The sequence below is a fragment of the Pseudomonas sp. S2_B10 genome, assembly GCF_054668425.1.
This window is the reverse complement of sequence record NZ_CP162768.1, coordinates 5,931,908-5,948,132: the sequence shown is the minus strand read 5'-3', so window position 1 is coordinate 5,948,132 and position 16,225 is coordinate 5,931,908. Positions and strand designations below refer to the sequence as shown.

The window sequence follows — 16,225 nt, the reverse complement described above, 5'->3', positions numbered from 1 at the left end:
ACCGCTTGATACACACCAACAGCGGCGCTTAACAAATCTTTCACAAGCCCTTGGGGATACTTCGCCCCATTCTGGCCGTGCCTGCGTGTACGGCCTCTGTTCGTCGGTGTCATGGAAGCGTTTCCGGCGTGGGTCTGATGATTGAGCTGGAGCGCTGAATGGCATTGTTCAAACGCAGCAAAACGACTGCGACCGGTTTCGACTGGGCCGGATTCATCTGGTTGTTCGTCTTCTTCTGGTACTTCTCGGGCATCACTCAACTGCTGATCCAGCTGACCGGCACGTCTGGTTTCACGGGATTCCGTCAGGCATTCGTGATGAGCGCGCTGTGGCTGGCGCCGATGCTGCTGTTCCCCAAACAGACGCGTCTGCTTGCGGCAATCATCGGTGTGGTGCTGTGGGCTTGCTCGATGGCCAGCCTGGGTTACTTCTTCATTTATCAGCAGGAATTCTCGCAGAGCGTCATCTTCATCATGTTCGAGTCGAACGTGTCGGAAGCGGGCGAGTACATGACGCAGTATTTCGCCTGGTGGATGATCCCGGCGTTCCTCGCCCATACCGCGTTCGCCTACTTTCTGTGGACGCGCCTGCGCCCGGTGTACATGCCCCGTGGTCGCGCACTGGTTGCAGCCACCGCAATCGTGATCGCCGTCGCCGGCTACCCGCTGATCAAACAAACCATGCGCATGGGCAATTTCGCCGAAGGCTTCGAGAAATTCGAAACCCGCATCGAGCCCGCCGTGCCGTGGCAGATGGCCGTGGCGTATCACCGCTATCTGGAAACGCTGGGGGACATGCAAGGCATGCTCGACAGTGCCAGCAAGATCCCGCCGCTGAAAAACCTCAAGGACGCCTCGGCCGGGCAACCGGCGACCTTGGTGCTGGTCATCGGTGAATCGACCAACCGCCAGCGCATGAGCCTCTACGGTTATCCGCGCAACACCACGCCGGAACTGGACAAACTCAAGGATCAACTGGCGATCTTCGACAACGTCATCACCCCGCGCCCGTACACCATCGAAGCGCTGCAGCAAGTGCTGACCTTCGCTGACGAGCAGAACCCCGACCTGTACCTGTCGACGCCATCGCTGGTCAGCGTGATGAAACAGGCCGGTTACAAGACGTTCTGGATCACCAACCAGCAGACCATGACCAAGCGCAACACCATGCTCACGACCTTCTCCGAACAGGCCGACGAGCAGGTGTACCTGAACAACAACCGCAACCAGAACTCGGCGCAGTACGATGGCGACGTCATCGAGCCGTTCAACAAGGCGCTGGCCGATGCGGCGCCGCGCAAGCTGATCGTCGTGCACCTGCTCGGCACGCACATGAGCTACCAGTACCGATATCCGCCGACGTTCGACAAGTTCAAGGATCGCCAGGGCGTTCCCGCTGGCGTGCGTGACGATCAGGTACCGACCTACAACAGCTATGACAACGCCGTGCTGTACAACGACTTCGTGGTCTCAAGCCTGATCAAGGACTACGCCAAGACCGACCCGAATGGCTTCCTGCTGTACCTCTCCGACCACGGTGAAGATGTCTTCGACTCCGCCGGCCACGGCACGCTGGGGCGCAACGAAAACAAACCGACCGCGCCGATGTACACCATCCCGTTCATGGCCTGGGCCTCGCCGAAGTGGAAGGAAAACCACGACTGGAACTTCGCCGGCGACCTCAGCCGCCCGTACAGCAGCTCGCAACTCATTCACACCTGGGCGGATCTGGCCGGGTTGAGTTCCGATGAACTGGATCGCAGCAAGAGCCTGGTCAGCGACAGCTTTGTACCGCGCAAGCTGTTGATTGGCGACCCGTACCAGGCGCCGAGGCGAGCGTTGATTGACTTCAGTTTGATGAAGCCCAAACACCCTGATCCGGCGGAAGTCGCGCAGAAGTAAAACGACAAAGGGCCGAGAAGGCCCTTTTTTGTGCCCATCGGCCGCAGTGTTTCTGTAATACGCCGCAATATTTGCGCTGAACCAGCGTTAACCCATTGTTAATGGCCGCGACGCAGACTTCTTTCGCGGTCTGCTTCACGGACGAACCGACTCCCACTTGTTCAGTAGGAGGCACCATGAAAACCACCACTATCATCTTCACCACCCTGCTAGCCCTCGGCTCCACCAGCGCCTTCGCTGAAGGCGGTGCCGAACGTATGCGTTATTACTACGACAATTTCCCGGTCCAGCACGCGCAAAGCGAGCAGAAGACCGACGCCAGCGCGAAAGAAATCCGCGTCCCTGCTGACCAGACGGCGCAGGTGACCGAGTCTTATCGCGACTGAGTTCTACCGAGCAACCGATGGACCTTCCGTGGCTCCGCTCTGGCCCGGGAGATGACAGTTCAGGCGCCCTGATCGGGGCGCCTTTTTTTATGTTGGTGATTGGCGGTGAGGAGCCTTCAGGCCTGTAAATCCTTTATCCAGAACAGCATCCGCCCGTGATCTGGATTGAACATCCCCGGTGCAAAGCCGAATTTGCGATATGAACCCTGCGCCACCGCATTGCCTTCCAGCACTTCCAGGGTGATCTTGCAGCAGCCACGCTGACGAGCGATTTCTTCAACTTTCTGCAGCATCTTCTGACTGAGCCCCAGGCCGCGAAATTTGCCGACCACGGCGACGTCGTGAACGTTGACCAGCGGTTTACAGGCGAAAGTAGAGAAGCCTTCAAAGCAGTTGACCAGCCCGGCCGGTTCGCCGCCGACGAAGGCCAGCACGCTGAAGGCATGCGGGCGGCGGGCGAGCTCTTCGGGCAGGCGTTGCAGCAGTTCGGGCGCGATCGGATGACCGCCGCCCATGGGATCTTCGGCGTAGTGGTTGAGCACGATGGCGATGGCTTCGGCGTGCACCGGGTTGCTGTAGCTGGCCTGAAGTACGAGTATTTCTGCGGAATCCATTTCCATCCCCGATAAGCAAAAAGCCCCGGCGCGCAAGGTGCTAGCTGAAAGGCCTGGGGGGGACCTTAGCTTGGGTGCGCCGGAGAGGGCAACTTGAAAAGCTGAAGATCAAAAGATCGCAGCCTCGTTGCACTCGTCAGCTCCTACGGTCCGATATGTGTAGGAGCTGACGAGTGCAACGAGGCTGCGATCTTTCGTGGTCAGTGGCCCCAGATGAGCTCTTCGGTCCAGCCCAGTTCGGCGAAGTCTTCGGCGCGCAATGCGCTTTCGCCGACACAGAAAAATTCATCCAGTTGCGGTGGCTTGACCGCCGTGCCGCTGAGCATGGCGTGCACCTGGCCACGATGATGGAGCTGGTGCTCGAACAGGTGCGAGAGCATGCGCAGGCGGCTGTCATGTTGCGGCATGTCACGGGCGATGGTGACGATTCTCGACAGGTCGGCATCGCGCAGTTGCTCGCAATAGGCGATCAGGCGGCGATCAACGCGGGCCTGTTCTGCACGCAGCGCCGCAGCCTCGGTAAACGGCTCGTCTGCATTGAAGAATACGTAGCAATCCGAGTGCGGCTCGTCCCCGCGCAGTTCCCGCTCCAGCGCGTCGACGTAGAACCAGTCGCAAGTCAGGATGTGGTTGAGCGTGAGGCGGATGCTGGGGAAGAAGCTCACCCGTGGCGCCGCCAATTCAGTGGTGTCGAGCTGGCTCCAGGCCTTTGCCAGGCGGTGATTGGCCCAGGCATTCTGATAGGCCATGGTCAGCAAATGATGGGACAGCGGTTGACTCATGTCGGCGCCCTCTTCTTTCAGGCTTCAGCGAAGCGCTGCAATTGCATCTCCTGCAAACGGCTGAGGGTGCGGCGGAACGGGAATTCCAGATAGCCCTCGGTGTACAGCGCTTCCATCGGTACGCTTGCCTCGACGTACAGCGGCACCTTGCGGTCGTAGCATTCGTCGACCAGCGCGATAAAGCGGCGAACGCCATCGTCATGCACCGATAACTGCGGCAATTCCCGGTCACCGGCGACCACGCGCTCAGCGCCATCTTCGGTGCCCCGCGCAATGCGCCCTTCGCGTTTTTGTGCGCTGAGGTTCGGCACTTCGCTCAACAGAATAGCCCGGTAGCGATCACACAGGGCAATGAAGTCCATGGCGGCGAAAGGTTGTTCGCACAGACCGCTGTAGCGGCACCACAGCACCGATTCGCTGGCTTGCACGACGTTGAGCGTGCGATGGCCCACGGCGACTGGCTCATCGCTGACAGTCTCATCTGCAGCCAGCGACTTGAACACGGCACTCAGTGCGCAGGGCGAATCGGCCTTGTTGACAAAATAGCGCTGCTCGATCGCTCCGGGATGCAAGCGATGATCCTCGGCGCCATTCACCGCCACCACTGTCATGTGTGCCTTGATCGCCGCAATCGCCGGCGTGAAACGGTCGCGATTGAAGCCGTCCGCGTACAGGTCATCAGGCGGCAGGTTGGACGTGCAGACCACCACTACGCCTTCCTCGAACATCACCTGAAACAGCCGGCCGAGAATGATCGCGTCGCCGATGTCATTGACGAACAGTTCATCGAAACACAGCACCCGCACTTCGCAGGCCAGCTCTTTGGCCAAAGCGCGCAACGGATCGGCGATGCCACTGAGTTGAAACGATCGCTGATGAACCCAGCCCATGAAGTGATGAAAGTGTTGACGCCGCGCCGGCACGCGCAGGCTCTGGTAGAACTGATCCATCAACCAGGTCTTGCCACGCCCGACCGGCCCCCACAGGTACACGCCGTCGACCGAGCGGGCGCCGGCGTGCAAGGCTTCATGGCATTTTTGCAAGGCCCAGACCGCGTGTTCCTGGGCTTCATCCTGAATGAAACCCTTGTGGTCGACCGCGTATTGCCAGGCACTGAGGGGAGAGTCGAAAGTCATGCGCGGGAGTATGCCACGGGCGATTGGCCATTGCTGATTAACGGGCGTGGACGATCATTGTGGGAGCGAGCCTGCTCGCGAAGGCGGCTCGTCAGTCACCGAGATGCAGACTGAGCCACCGCTTTCGCGAGCAGGCTCGCTCCCACATAGGCAGTAAAACCTGACCTTTCAGGCAGTTATTGCTCGTTGCCCTCGCCGCCCTCTTCCGGCATTCTGCGCACCCATTTTCTGACCCGGCCCCGCCTTGCGGCGCGCACATCACCATGACCGCCTCTGACAAAACCCCGCGCAACAACGACCTGATCTACGGCCTCAACGACCGTCCGCACCTGACCGCCACGGTGTTCGCCGCGTTGCAGCACGTGCTGGCGAGTTTCGTCGGCATCATTACCCCGACCCTGATCATGGGCGGCGCCCTCGGTCTGCACAGTGAAATCCCCTACCTGATCAGCATGGCGCTGTTCGTCTCCGGCCTTGGCACCTTTGTCCAGGCCAAGCGCTTCGGCCCGGTGGGGTCGGGTCTGCTGTGTCTGCAAGGCACCAGTTTTTCCTTTATCAGCGTGATTCTCAGCGCCGGATTCATGGTCAAGGCGCGCGGCGGTGGCACTGACGAAATCCTCTCGACGATCTTCGGCGTGTGCTTCTTCGCTGCGTTCATTGAAGTGGTGCTCAGCCAGTTCATCGGCAAACTGCGCATGCTGATCACGCCGGTGGTGACCGGCACGATCATCACGCTGATGGGCCTGTCGCTGATCAAAGTGGCGATGACCGACATCGCCGGCGGCTTCGGGGCGCCTGATCTCGGCGCGGCCAGCCATGTGTTTCTGGCGGCGCTGGTGATCGGCACCATCGTTGTGCTGAACCGAGTCGACGTGCCGTTTCTGCGGCTGGGCGCGATCGTCATCGGCCTGACGCTCGGCTACGTGGTGGCATGGCTGATGGGCACGGTGGATTTCGCTTCGATGCCCGAAGTGCCGCTGGTCAGCGTGCCGGTGCCGTTCAAGTACGGTTTCAACTTCGATTGGGTGGCGTTCGTGCCGGTGGCGGTGATTTTCCTCGTGTCGCCGCTGGAAGCTGCCGGTGACCTGACCGCCAACTCGATGATCTCGCGGCAACCGGTGAAAGGCCCGTTGTACATCCGCCGGATCAAATCCGGCCTGCTCGCCGATGGTCTCAACTCGGCCATGGCGGCAGTGTTCAACAGCATGCCGATGGTGACCTTTGCGCAGAACAACGGCGTGATCCAGTTGACCGGCGTGGCCAGCCGTTACGTGGCGTTTTTCATCGCCGGGCTGCTGGTGTTGCTCGGTTTGTTCCCGATGATCGGCGCGGTGCTGCAACTGATGCCGAAACCGGTGCTGGGCGGCGCTGAGCTGGTGATGTTCGGCACCGTCGCCGTGGCCGGAATCAAGATCCTCGCCGAGGCCGGCCTGCATCGACGCAACATGTTGATCGTGGCGATCTCGCTGGGCATGGGCCTGGGCATCGCGGCGGTGCCGGAAGTCCTGCGCGAACTGCCGCAAGCGCTGCGCAACATCTTCGAATCGCCAATCACTGTCGGTGCGTTGTGCGCTATCGTGCTGAACATCTTCCTGCCGGAAGAATTCATCGAGCTGGAAGAAGATGATTTCGACCCGGAAGCGTCGATTCTGCAGGTCATGGAAAACCCCGACGTCGCCGCCAAAGGTGAACCCGGCCAAGCGGCGGCTGTCGCACAGTTGAACCGCTGACGTCACGCCTCGAAAAAAAGGGCTGCACCGGCGACGGTTCAGCCCTTTTTTTGTCGAGAGATTTTTATGCGCCGCGTCCACGCCGTCATCCTGTCGCTTGTGCTGTTGTCGCTCAGCGCCTGCGCGCTGTTTCCCAACCGCGATCCGGTGAACATCAACGTGGTCGGCCTCGAACCGTTACCCAGCCAGGAACTGGAAGTACGCTTCGCGATCAAGCTGCGCGTACAGAACCCCAATGAAACGGCGATCGATTACAACGGCATCGCGCTGGATCTGGAGGTCAATGGTCATTCGCTGGCTTCGGGTGTGAGCGATCAGAGCGGCTCGATCCCGCGTTTCTCTGAAGCCATTGTCACGGTGCCGGTCAGCGTCTCGGCGTTCTCGGTGCTGCGCCAGACGTTGGGCCTGAGCCAGACGCAAAGCCTCGATAATCTGCCCTACGTGCTGCGCGGCAAACTGGCGGGCGGGTTGTTTGGCACGATGCGCTTTACCGACAGCGGCAAGTTGAGCCTGCCCGAGGCGAGTGCGGCGACCTGGTAGTCAGCGGTCTCAATCGGCAGAACAACACACAACCCCTGTGGGAGCGAGCCTGCTCGCGAAGGCAGTGTTTCAGGCGACTACGACGCTCATGCTGCCTACGTCTTCGCGAGCAGGCTCGCTCCCACAGGTTCTCTGCAAGTTTCAAGGTCAGCAGTGGAACCGCACCCCCGGCTTCGCACGCTCATCAACGGTCAACTCGAAGACATCCGGCCGCGCGTAGTGGCCGACCACATCGTAGTCGTACCGCGCACGGATCAGTTCATCGGTGTCGATCTGCGCCGTGAGCAAGCCCGCTTCGCCACGCAACGGCCCCGCCAGCACATCGCCCATCGGACCGACGATCACGCTGCCACCGGCGATCAACGGCCGATCACCCGGCCAATTGGCAATCTCCACACCCAAATCATCCGGCGAGGCCTGCACCTGACAGGCGCTGACCACGAAACAGCGGCCTTCGTGGGCGATGTGGCGCATGCTGACCTGCCACATCTCGCGCTCGTCCACGGTCGGCGCGCACCAGACCTCAACGCCCTTGGCATACATCGCCGTGCGCAGCAGCGGCATCATGTTTTCCCAGCAGACCACGGCGCCAAGCTTGCCGACCTGGGTGTCGAACACCGGCAGCGTCGAGCCGTCACCCTTGCCCCAGATCAGTCGCTCGGTGCCGGTGGGCATGAGCTTGCGGTGTTTGCCGAGCAGCCCGGCCTGCGGATCGAAATACAGCACCGTGCAATACAACGTGCTGCCAGCGCGCTCGATTACGCCGATCACCAGATTGGCCCCGGTGCGCGCTGACAATCCGGCCAGCGCTTCGGTTTCGGCGCCCGGTACATCGATGGCGTTGGCAAAATAACGCGCAAAGGCCTCACGCCCCTCGGGCAGTCGGTAGCCCAATTGGGTGCCGAAGCCCTCGCCCTTCGGGTAGCCGCCGAGCAAGGCTTCCGGCATCACCACCAACGCGGCGCCGGATTCGCGGATTGCGTCTTCCCAAGCAAGGATCTGTTCAAGGGTTTCGCCTTTGCCGCCGGGCAATGCACCGATCTGCAACGCCGCCACTATGGATCTGGCCATCGTATTTACTCCATCAGGTTCAGGTGTTGCCGATTCTCCGGCGTCACGCGATGATGAATAAAGCCCTGCCGACTGCTGAATGATATGAGCCAAATGAATATCGCCGACATTGACCTCAACCTGCTGAAAGTCTTCGAAGCACTGCACGATGAATCCAGTGCCAGTCGCGCCGCCCTGCGCCTAGGCGTAACGCAATCGGCAGTCAGCGCGGCATTGCGCCGCTTGCGTGAGGTGTATGGCGATCAGTTGTTCGTTCGCACCGGGCGCGGACTGGCGCCGACCCTGCAAGCCAATCAGCTGAAACCGGTGATCAGCGATGCGCTCAACAAATGCCGGCAAAGTCTGGCCATGCTCGATCCGGCGGCCAATCAATACGAAGGACGTTCGGTGGCGATCGGTCTGTCAGATGATTTTGAAATTGCCTACGGACGCCACTTGATCGAGGAAATCGCCCGCCGTGCGCCGAAGCTGCGGTTGATATTTCGCCAGACCCACAGCCAGATCGTTGCCCGCGCGCTGATGGAACGCAGCATCGACCTGGCGATCACTGCCGGCGGCTTTTCCGAGCGCCTGCTCAGTCGTCAGGTGTTGGGGGAAGGCGGCTATGCGTGTCTGGTCGACCCGGCCAGTCTCACGCCAGGCCAACAGCAGATCGCATTGCAGGAGTTCGTTGAACGCGAGCACATTCTGGTGTCGTCGGGCGGCTTTATCGGTATCACCGATGAGGGATTGGCGGCAGTGGGCTTGAACCGGCGAGTCTGCGCGTCGACCACGCATTTCGCCGCGCTGCCCTTCCTGCTCAAGGGTAGTCAGGCAGTGGCGACCATCCCGGCCCATGCCGCCGCAAGCATCGCGACGCTGAGCGGGCTGGCGTTGCTGCCCTGCCCTTTGGCTTTACCGCGCTATCCGGTGGAACTGGGCTGGCGCACCAGCACGCAGATCGATCCGGTGCTGGTCAAGGTTCGCGAAGCGATTGCCGCCACGTTCAGCCAGGCGTGAAGCGGATTATTTGTTCGCCGCCATCAGGCGATTGACTTCACTGCGCACCATGTTGGCGAACTCCGGCGGCGACATGCCGTCCAGCTCGGCGCGGACCCACTCGGCCCATTTGCCCTTGCGCTTGGAGCGCTCCCCAAACAAGCGCGCGGCTTCGCCTTTGGCTTTGCCCAGATTGTTCTGCCAGAGTTCGAACAGACGGGATTTCTCATCTTCCAGCGCTGCGCGCTCTGCGAGGGACTTGTCGGCCAGATTGAAACTCATGGGGATTTATCCTGCTGCGTAAAATGGCGACATCTTACACGCTCGATGGAAATCTCCGGTGCAGGTTTTTCCCTTCTCCACGAATGACATGCAACTTTTCGCCTGCCGCTACACTCCATTGGTCACTGTCCATTCACCTGCAAGGAGTCACCCAATGGCCCGTAAAACCGCCTCGCAAGCTGCCGAAGAGCAAATCAAGGATCAAGCTTTCAGCGAGCTTCAGGCTCTGATCGAAGAATCGGACAAACTGCTCAAGAGCAGCGCTTCACTGGTCGGCGAAGAAGCAGAAACGCTGCGTGCACAAATCGCCCAGAAACTGCAGCTGGCACTGGATTCGGTGTCCAGCGTGCGCGATCGCACCAAACCCGCCGTCGAAGCCACCGAAAACTACATCGGTGGTCACCCTTGGCAAACCGTGGCGATCTCCGCCGGTTTCGGCCTGGTGGTGGGCCTGCTGCTCGGCCGTCGCTGAGTCAGGCGCACAGAAAAAGGCGAACCTCAGGGTTCGCTTTTTTTATGCCCACCGCTTTGCTTTTCCATTACTGAATTCACCTCGGTATCCCAAGTCGGCGTACCTCGCCCAAACCACGCGGTCAGTCCCCTCTCCCCCCGGGAGAGGGCTAGGGTGAGGGGCTTTTGACCTTGTCACTGCAATCATCAGAACAACAAAAGACTCACTCCCCCGCCAACTCCCGCAACTGCCCCAGCGTCTGCTCATCCAGTACGATCCCTTGCGCCATTGATCGACTGCGCTGCAAATGCCGGCGATCCCCCGGCAGTCGCTTGAGCCCGACCCCGTGCATCTGCCGCACCAGCTCTTCACTGCGCTGGGCGAAGCTCTGCCCCGCCGCTTTGCTCGGGTCGATCACAATCAACAGCTGACCGGTCCACGGGGTTTTCGCGCCGGGATGGTTGGACCAGTCAAACTCGAATGAGAAATTGCCGCCGGTCAATGCCGCCGCCAGCAACTCGACCATCATCGACAGCGCCGAGCCTTTGTGCCCGCCGAACGGCAACAAGGCGCCACCTTCGAGAATTGCTTTGGGGTCCTGGGTTGGCTGGCCGAGGCTGTCGACCCCCATGCCGGCCGGGAGTTTTTCACCCTTGCGGGCTGCGATTTGCACATCGCCATGAGCGATGGCGCTGGTGGCAAGATCGAACACAATCGGCGCGGCGTTGGCCCTTGGCGCGGCGAAGGCAATCGGATTGGTACCGAACAATGGCCGATCAGCGCCATGGGGCACCACGCAGGTCATGCTGTTGACCACGCTCAGCGCCACCAGACCTTCGTCGGCGAAGGGCTCGACATCCGGCCACAAAGCGGCGAAATGATGCGAGTTGCGAATTGCCAGGACTGCGATCCCGGCATGACGCGCCTTCTCGATCAGCAAGGGTCGGGCCGCTGCCAACGCTGGCTGGGCAAAACCGTTGCCAGCGTCAACCCGGACAAACCCCGGCGCGACATCTTCAACCTGTGGCACGGCATGGCCATTGACCCAGCCGCTTTTCAGCGTCGAGACATAACCGGGGATGCGAAACACGCCATGACTATGAGCGCCGTCGAGTTCGGCGTTGGCGCAGTTGACGGCGAGTACCCGTGCGACTTCGCTGGAGGTGCCGTGGCGCAGAAAAATCGTTTCAAGCAATTGCGTCAGTGCTTCGAGGGACACTGTGGACGAGCCATGATCGTGTGGCGCAGACATCTGAAGCTCCAGAATGATTATTGGAGGGAACAACAGCGTACGGTCGATTTTGCCCACCGATTAACCCTGTCCGAGCTGCCAGCTGTCAACCCTTCGATTCATTGCCATCGGTTGGCGCGCCCTGATGCACATTTTGATCTCGGCACGTGCGGTAACTGTCTACCGCAAGTGCTCCACTCTGCGCATTTACTGTTGAGTTCCAGCCCAATGGCGCCCTGTTCAGAGTTGCAATGATGTCCACCCCGACTGCCCCGCTGTTGTTTCCAGTGATATTCGATTCACCCGGCCTGCACGCTGACCTCGGTCCGGCACACGGTCTCAACAGCAAAGACTTCGACTGGCTTGCACATGCGCAACTCGCTACGCAATCACTGCGCAACAAGCAAACCCCGCCAATGCTGGCCGAACGCATCCTGCTCAACGCCGACAAGCAACTGGCCGTGCCGCTGGCAGGCAGCTTCATACTCAGCGCAGGGCCGGATGACAACGGCGTGTTCCTCTATACGCCCTACGATGGCCTGAAAAAATTCGCAGACCGGCAAGCCCTGACTGATGCCCTCCAGAAACGCCTCGACAACGCCAGGGAAAACGATGATCTGCTGGCTTTCCTCTCGGTTTCATTGCGCAAGGAACTGGTGGAAAAACGGGGTATCACTCTGACTTGCGAAACCATCGAAGGTGATGTGTTCGAGGACCAGCAATTGGCAATCGGCGACTCTCTGGAGAGGTGCGCCCGTGACCTGCTGGACGAGCTTAAACGCCTGCCATCCCTTGCAACGCTGCTGGAAAAGATTCTCGACGAACTGCTCGAAGCGCATTTTGGCGCGGTGCAACAATCGCTTACCCGGGTCGGTTTCTATTCGGTGACTTCTTCGGATGGGAAACAGTGGGTCGACTCGCTGTCGCTGACTGAGGCGCTGTTGGTGCACTTTCACCGTCAGGGCTGGCCCCACGGTCAGCTCGTAGAGTTTACCCATCCCGCCCGTTCGGTACGCGAAGACGATCAGTCGGCCTGGACCAATGCGATCAAGTCGGCATCGGGAAAACTGACCATGCTGTTGTTTCGACAGCTTGAGGTGTTTTGGAACGGCGCCTCATTCGAAGGCTCGCCCAGACGTACTTTCTTCAGCCAGACGGTGCAGGATCAGGCGCGCGCGGATCTGATGATCAAGCGCGAAACGCAGATCCTCACCGCCAGCGAGTTCTACGCCCTGCACAGCCTGGTACGTGAGCCAACCGTTGCGGTACGGCGGCCAACGTTCGAAACCGTGTGCCTGAGCGAAGAAACAGCCTGTGTCGAGCTGGCCGGTTCGCTGATGATCAATCACGACAAGGCTTATCTCTATACGCCCAGCCAGGGCCTGCAGGTACTCGCCGACTACGCGGATCTCAAACAGACACTGACCGCGAAAATGCGGGCTGCCGGACACGAAGACGAACTCTACGGGCTGATGAATCTGCAAGAGCGCAATCGTTACCTTGGCTTCGCTAACGCGCAGGTATCCGGGGAAAACATTGGCGGTGAGATCATGACCACGTTGTTCGAGGCCATCATCACCAAGCAACGTCAGAACGTTGAATTCGTTCTGCAGCGTTTTCGTCAGAGCGAGCGCACCACTGACATCCATGCGCTCTTCGACAAGGCGTTGGATATCCGCTCAATGATTCATGAACGGCTGCTCAAGCTCGACGTCAATCAGCGCTGGAGTACCCGGCCGTTGTTTACCAGTACACCGCCATCGTCACTCGTGCAGGCAGACAAGGCTGCGCAGCAGGCGACACTTCTGGGACGGACGCTGGATAATCTGACCAGCCACTTCAAAGACCAGCCGACCGCGCACGGCGCAGAACAGCGCGTCTTTTTGGAAGGCATTCTGTGGAAACTGGCCCAGGCATTCGAAGACGGCCTGCGTGGTGAGGCGTACCTGCGCAGCCTCAGCGGGTCATGGCTGGAGGCGGAACGAAAGATCGTCGACACCGTGTTCGATTCCAGGCACCCGACACGCAGGGACCGCCAGTCACTCAATGGTTTTCGCCCCGATGCCTGGTCACTGACCCTCATCGGAACCGAGCCCAACGCTGCGCTGCCGCTCGCTCACTGTGTGCTGCTGACCGAGCGCGGCGGCATGAACGTGAAACATTCCGGGCGCGCCATCCTCTGGACACCGGCCCTGGGCCTGGAGCTGTTTGACGACATCGCCAATGCGCAAAAGCAATTGCAACAACGACTGGACGACAACAATCAGAGCCACACGCTGCTGGAAAATCTGCCAAAGGCGCAACACAGACTGGACCAGCAATACACCCTGGGCGAGTTTCAATTGATTAATGGCAGTGTCTCCCGAGACCGCATGCAATCTGCCATTGAACAGTTCTTGGCGGAATGTGAACTGCTGCGAGTTTGCATCAAGGAGCCAAAGACATTGGCGAGCTTCCTTGATCAAATGAAGAATGCTGTCATCGATACCAACCTGCGACGCGCGATCGATCTTGCAAGAACCCTTTCGCGTCATCTGGATTACCCGGACTGGTTGCGAATGGCCTCGGCGACGGAGCAACGCACGCAACTCGCGCTGCTGGATGAACTGCGGCATGCGTTCATCGATGGCAAGGATTTCCTCGATGAGGTCCCGGCGCTGGCCACTCATATCGAGCAGACCCTCAAAACCCTGCTCGATGCCCGCTTTCCAGGCAACGGGCTCAAGCCACAGGACATCCGGATCACCCCCAATCTGATATTGGCCGGCCCTGCCTGCAACTTGCTGGAATTTGCCTTGCATCACTACAACGTCGTGCAGGGCAGCGGTTTCAAAGTCGCCTCGACAACGGCCACAGCCTTACCAAAAGAGTTTGCCCAGGCCGCGGTACGGCAATTACTGCAATCTCTTGATGTTGCTACCACCTACACCGCGAAAGTCACCGAAGCGCTGTCAGCCGACAGCCCGTCTGCTCGCACCAGCAAAGAACGATTCTTGCGCCAGTTGCCCTGGCAACTGATGCAACACGCCCACTCGATGAAATTGCAGCAACAGCTCTCGGATACCGGCTATGACTACATTTGCCAGGTCCTCGACATGCCCGACGCGATAGCGCGCGCTGCGGTCGAGGGCGCTCATGCCATCGCTTGTCCGCTATCGCTGATCAAGACCCCAGGCGCTGATTGCGTCGACACACTCGGTTTGTATGTCTTCGGTCCGGGCGCAGGGCAAACAGGCCCCCGGATCCTCTATGCGCCTTACTCCAGGTATGTGTTTCGCGAATTCGAAAACGAAGCGCAGCTGATCGAAGCACTGAATACCCCCGGGCACTTCCAGGATTTGATTATCCGGCGTCTGCCTGAAGCTCAGCAGGCGATATTCAAGAGTCTGTTGAAAACAACGATCGGCAAAGACAGTGAAATCACTCTTCATGGCGCGCCCATCAATGGCAACGTGCTCGAGCGGTTTCACCAGGACACTCTGCGTCTTCTGCCGCAACTGTTGCGCAGCCAGCCACAGATCAATGGCCAAGCGGATTGGGAAGCGGTGAAGTTTCTGTTCAGTCACGGCGTGCGCCTGGTGCCACATTTGCTACCGGGCAAACTCGCGTCCGGTTTTTTTCTGTGGCGAAGCTACCAGGACTTCAAGGCGTCCGCCGAAGGCCTTCAGGATCACCACTGGGCAAATGCCCTGAAAAGCTTCATCGCAGGGGCGATTACCCTCTTCAGCCTGGGACGTCTGTCATGGGAAAGCGAGGCAGACACGGCCGGCTCCGAATTCGCCGCAGAGGCGCAAGCACCTGCGGGTACAGCCACAACGGTGCAAGTCGCCTCTCGCTGGGCAAAGGTGTCGCCCGTCACGCCCGCTCGGATTGATTTGCAGCCCTTTGAAAGCAGTACGGCGCTGGAATCCCTCAAGCTTGATGCCAATAAGCTGGTCTATGGGGATTCGTCAACGACGCAAAAATACGCCGCCATTGCCGGCAAGGTGTATCCGGCAGTCCAGCTCGAAAAAAACTGGTATTTGCGCAAAAAAGACGGCAGTCAGGGGCCGGCACTCGAAGAGAAAAATGCCCGTCTGGTTGTTGCAAGCGCCAGCCAGCCGGTTCATCGCTGCCGATCAAAACGTCGTGACCCTGCTCAACATGAAGTCGAGGAGAACCGCTCAATAGAAATGTATATCCAGGCCAGAGGCATGGCCCAGATCCACCGTCGCTATCCGGCCAGGGCGTTCGTGATACAGCAAGCCGTAAACCGTGCAAGAGAATACGCAGTCAACTGCCTGCATAACTACGTTACACAGCGCAGCCACCCTGCAGGCACACGGCTGGAGAGGGTTTTGAAGGAGTTCTTCGAGGTGCAAGAGGTAACGCCCTTGCTGCTTACAAAACTCGAGAAAGTGATCATTCCTGTCTGCCAGGAACTGACGAACCCAAAAGATGATTTGCTCTACACCGAGCGCTTCTTTACTGGTCTGAATGGGCCTGGCAGCGCTAATACCGTTGCCTTCGTTTTCAAACAGGACAAACAAAAAATAATTCATCTCACCGAGGTTTTTTTCAATCCCAGAATGGACAAATACACCGCCCATCTGCCTCCTCGATTCAATGTTGATTCACACGCACGCGCGGTAACGATTATCCATGAACTCTCGCATCTGGTTTGCGACAGCGAAGATCTGGTGACGATCCAGGCCATGGGGCCTTATCTCGACCTTATCGACACGACGACGGCAGAGGGGCAAGCGGCCAAGGACTCGCTTGAACGTTATCGCAGGTTATTGTCGCGCTACGGCAATCTCTCGCACCTTTTTGCGGTGAAATCCGATAACCACGTCTGGACCGATCTGGACAAAATGCCGACGCATGCCGCGGATTACCTGAAAATCCTCAGCCTTACCAAAACCACAAACCTTGCAGACGCGCGCCGAGCGTTTCGCAGTCCTGTTTCAGCAGATGCGCGGGTCGACGTGATGCTCGCCAACGCCGACTCGATCGCCCTGCTCATCAGCGAACTGGGGCGCCAGCTCGACCCGCTTCCCGCGCCCATACCGCTATCGGCGCCGGTTGCAGATCAGGCGGGATCCTCGCAAGCGCTGGCGTGAAGACAAAAAAATGCGCCGGCG

13 protein-coding genes are annotated in these 16,225 nt (G+C 59.5%); 7 read left to right on the top strand and 6 right to left on the bottom strand.

Annotated features, from left to right (window positions below):
• Nucleotides 1-158: 158 nt before the first annotated feature.
• Both AB4O45_RS26680 and AB4O45_RS26675 read left to right on the top strand, forming a co-directional pair.
• On the top strand, nt 159-1,901 hold the full coding sequence (locus AB4O45_RS26680; RefSeq protein WP_460160878.1) for a phosphoethanolamine transferase CptA: 1,743 nt from the start codon (nt 159-161) through the stop codon (nt 1,899-1,901).
• A gap of 176 nt (nt 1,902-2,077) precedes the next feature.
• Nucleotides 2,078-2,287, top strand: a complete 210-nt coding sequence (locus AB4O45_RS26675) for a hypothetical protein (protein WP_252869506.1) — start codon at nt 2,078-2,080, stop codon at nt 2,285-2,287.
• 116 nt (nt 2,288-2,403) lie between these two features.
• Here AB4O45_RS26675 and AB4O45_RS26670 read toward each other — a convergent pair whose 3' ends face one another.
• The 3 genes from AB4O45_RS26670 to zapE all read right to left on the bottom strand — a co-directional run bounded on the left by AB4O45_RS26670 (nt 2,404) and on the right by zapE (nt 4,819).
• Entirely contained in the window at nt 2,404-2,901 is a 498-nt protein-coding gene (locus AB4O45_RS26670; RefSeq protein WP_460160877.1) for a GNAT family N-acetyltransferase, read from the bottom strand.
• A 200-nt stretch (nt 2,902-3,101) separates the two neighbouring features.
• Entirely contained in the window at nt 3,102-3,683 is a 582-nt protein-coding gene (locus AB4O45_RS26665; RefSeq protein WP_252886008.1) for a DinB family protein, read from the bottom strand.
• A gap of 17 nt (nt 3,684-3,700) precedes the next feature.
• On the bottom strand, nt 3,701-4,819 hold the full coding sequence (gene zapE, locus AB4O45_RS26660) for a cell division protein ZapE (RefSeq protein ID WP_460160876.1): 1,119 nt from the start codon (nt 4,817-4,819) through the stop codon (nt 3,701-3,703).
• Nucleotides 4,820-5,082: 263 nt separating this feature from the next.
• Here zapE and AB4O45_RS26655 point away from each other — a divergent pair, with 263 nt between their 5' ends.
• Nucleotides 5,083-6,549 (top strand): nucleobase:cation symporter-2 family protein, encoded by a 1,467-nt coding sequence (locus AB4O45_RS26655; protein WP_016774665.1) that lies wholly within the window; start codon nt 5,083-5,085, stop codon nt 6,547-6,549.
• Nucleotides 6,550-6,615: 66 nt separating this feature from the next.
• Nucleotides 6,616-7,089 (top strand): LEA/WHy family protein, encoded by a 474-nt coding sequence (locus AB4O45_RS26650; RefSeq protein ID WP_460160875.1) that lies wholly within the window; start codon nt 6,616-6,618, stop codon nt 7,087-7,089.
• 147 nt (nt 7,090-7,236) lie between these two features.
• On the opposite strand, the gene AB4O45_RS26645 is transcribed toward AB4O45_RS26650, so the two are convergent.
• Nucleotides 7,237-8,160, bottom strand: a complete 924-nt coding sequence (locus AB4O45_RS26645; protein WP_460160874.1) for a carbon-nitrogen hydrolase family protein — start codon at nt 8,158-8,160, stop codon at nt 7,237-7,239.
• An 84-nt stretch (nt 8,161-8,244) separates the two neighbouring features.
• On the opposite strand from AB4O45_RS26645, the gene AB4O45_RS26640 reads away from it, so the two are divergent.
• Entirely contained in the window at nt 8,245-9,159 is a 915-nt protein-coding gene (locus AB4O45_RS26640) for a LysR family transcriptional regulator (protein WP_460160873.1), read from the top strand.
• Between the two features lie 6 nt (nt 9,160-9,165).
• Here the strand turns inward: AB4O45_RS26640 and AB4O45_RS26635 are convergent, their stop codons facing one another.
• A complete protein-coding gene (locus AB4O45_RS26635; protein ID WP_003224595.1) occupies nt 9,166-9,420 on the bottom strand; it encodes a hypothetical protein in 255 nt (84 codons plus the stop codon).
• A gap of 154 nt (nt 9,421-9,574) precedes the next feature.
• Between AB4O45_RS26635 and AB4O45_RS26630 the strand changes: the two genes are divergently transcribed.
• Nucleotides 9,575-9,892: an ElaB/YgaM/YqjD family protein gene (locus tag AB4O45_RS26630; RefSeq protein ID WP_016774661.1), complete on the top strand. Its 318-nt coding sequence runs from the start codon at nt 9,575-9,577 to the stop codon at nt 9,890-9,892.
• Nucleotides 9,893-10,094: 202 nt separating this feature from the next.
• Here the strand turns inward: AB4O45_RS26630 and AB4O45_RS26625 are convergent, their stop codons facing one another.
• Entirely contained in the window at nt 10,095-11,123 is a 1,029-nt protein-coding gene (locus tag AB4O45_RS26625; RefSeq protein WP_460160872.1) for an Ldh family oxidoreductase, read from the bottom strand.
• A gap of 233 nt (nt 11,124-11,356) precedes the next feature.
• Here AB4O45_RS26625 and AB4O45_RS26620 point away from each other — a divergent pair, with 233 nt between their 5' ends.
• Nucleotides 11,357-16,204 (top strand): dermonecrotic toxin domain-containing protein, encoded by a 4,848-nt coding sequence (locus tag AB4O45_RS26620; RefSeq protein WP_460160871.1) that lies wholly within the window; start codon nt 11,357-11,359, stop codon nt 16,202-16,204.
• Nucleotides 16,205-16,225 lie beyond the last annotated feature (21 nt).

Coding starts and splice junctions, on each gene's coding strand:
- AB4O45_RS26650 (WP_460160875.1), top strand. CDS start 6,616: ATGCGCCGCGTCCACGCCGTCATCCTGTCGCTTGTGCTGTTGTCGCTC.
- AB4O45_RS26635 (WP_003224595.1), bottom strand. CDS start 9,420: ATGAGTTTCAATCTGGCCGACAAGTCCCTCGCAGAGCGCGCAGCGCTG.
- AB4O45_RS26665 (WP_252886008.1), bottom strand. CDS start 3,683: ATGAGTCAACCGCTGTCCCATCATTTGCTGACCATGGCCTATCAGAAT.
- AB4O45_RS26620 (WP_460160871.1), top strand. CDS start 11,357: ATGTCCACCCCGACTGCCCCGCTGTTGTTTCCAGTGATATTCGATTCA.
- AB4O45_RS26670 (WP_460160877.1), bottom strand. CDS start 2,901: ATGGATTCCGCAGAAATACTCGTACTTCAGGCCAGCTACAGCAACCCG.
- AB4O45_RS26645 (WP_460160874.1), bottom strand. CDS start 8,160: ATGGCCAGATCCATAGTGGCGGCGTTGCAGATCGGTGCATTGCCCGGC.
- AB4O45_RS26655 (WP_016774665.1), top strand. CDS start 5,083: ATGACCGCCTCTGACAAAACCCCGCGCAACAACGACCTGATCTACGGC.
- AB4O45_RS26675 (WP_252869506.1), top strand. CDS start 2,078: ATGAAAACCACCACTATCATCTTCACCACCCTGCTAGCCCTCGGCTCC.
- AB4O45_RS26630 (WP_016774661.1), top strand. CDS start 9,575: ATGGCCCGTAAAACCGCCTCGCAAGCTGCCGAAGAGCAAATCAAGGAT.
- AB4O45_RS26680 (WP_460160878.1), top strand. CDS start 159: ATGGCATTGTTCAAACGCAGCAAAACGACTGCGACCGGTTTCGACTGG.
- zapE (WP_460160876.1), bottom strand. CDS start 4,819: ATGACTTTCGACTCTCCCCTCAGTGCCTGGCAATACGCGGTCGACCAC.
- AB4O45_RS26640 (WP_460160873.1), top strand. CDS start 8,245: ATGAGCCAAATGAATATCGCCGACATTGACCTCAACCTGCTGAAAGTC.
- AB4O45_RS26625 (WP_460160872.1), bottom strand. CDS start 11,123: ATGTCTGCGCCACACGATCATGGCTCGTCCACAGTGTCCCTCGAAGCA.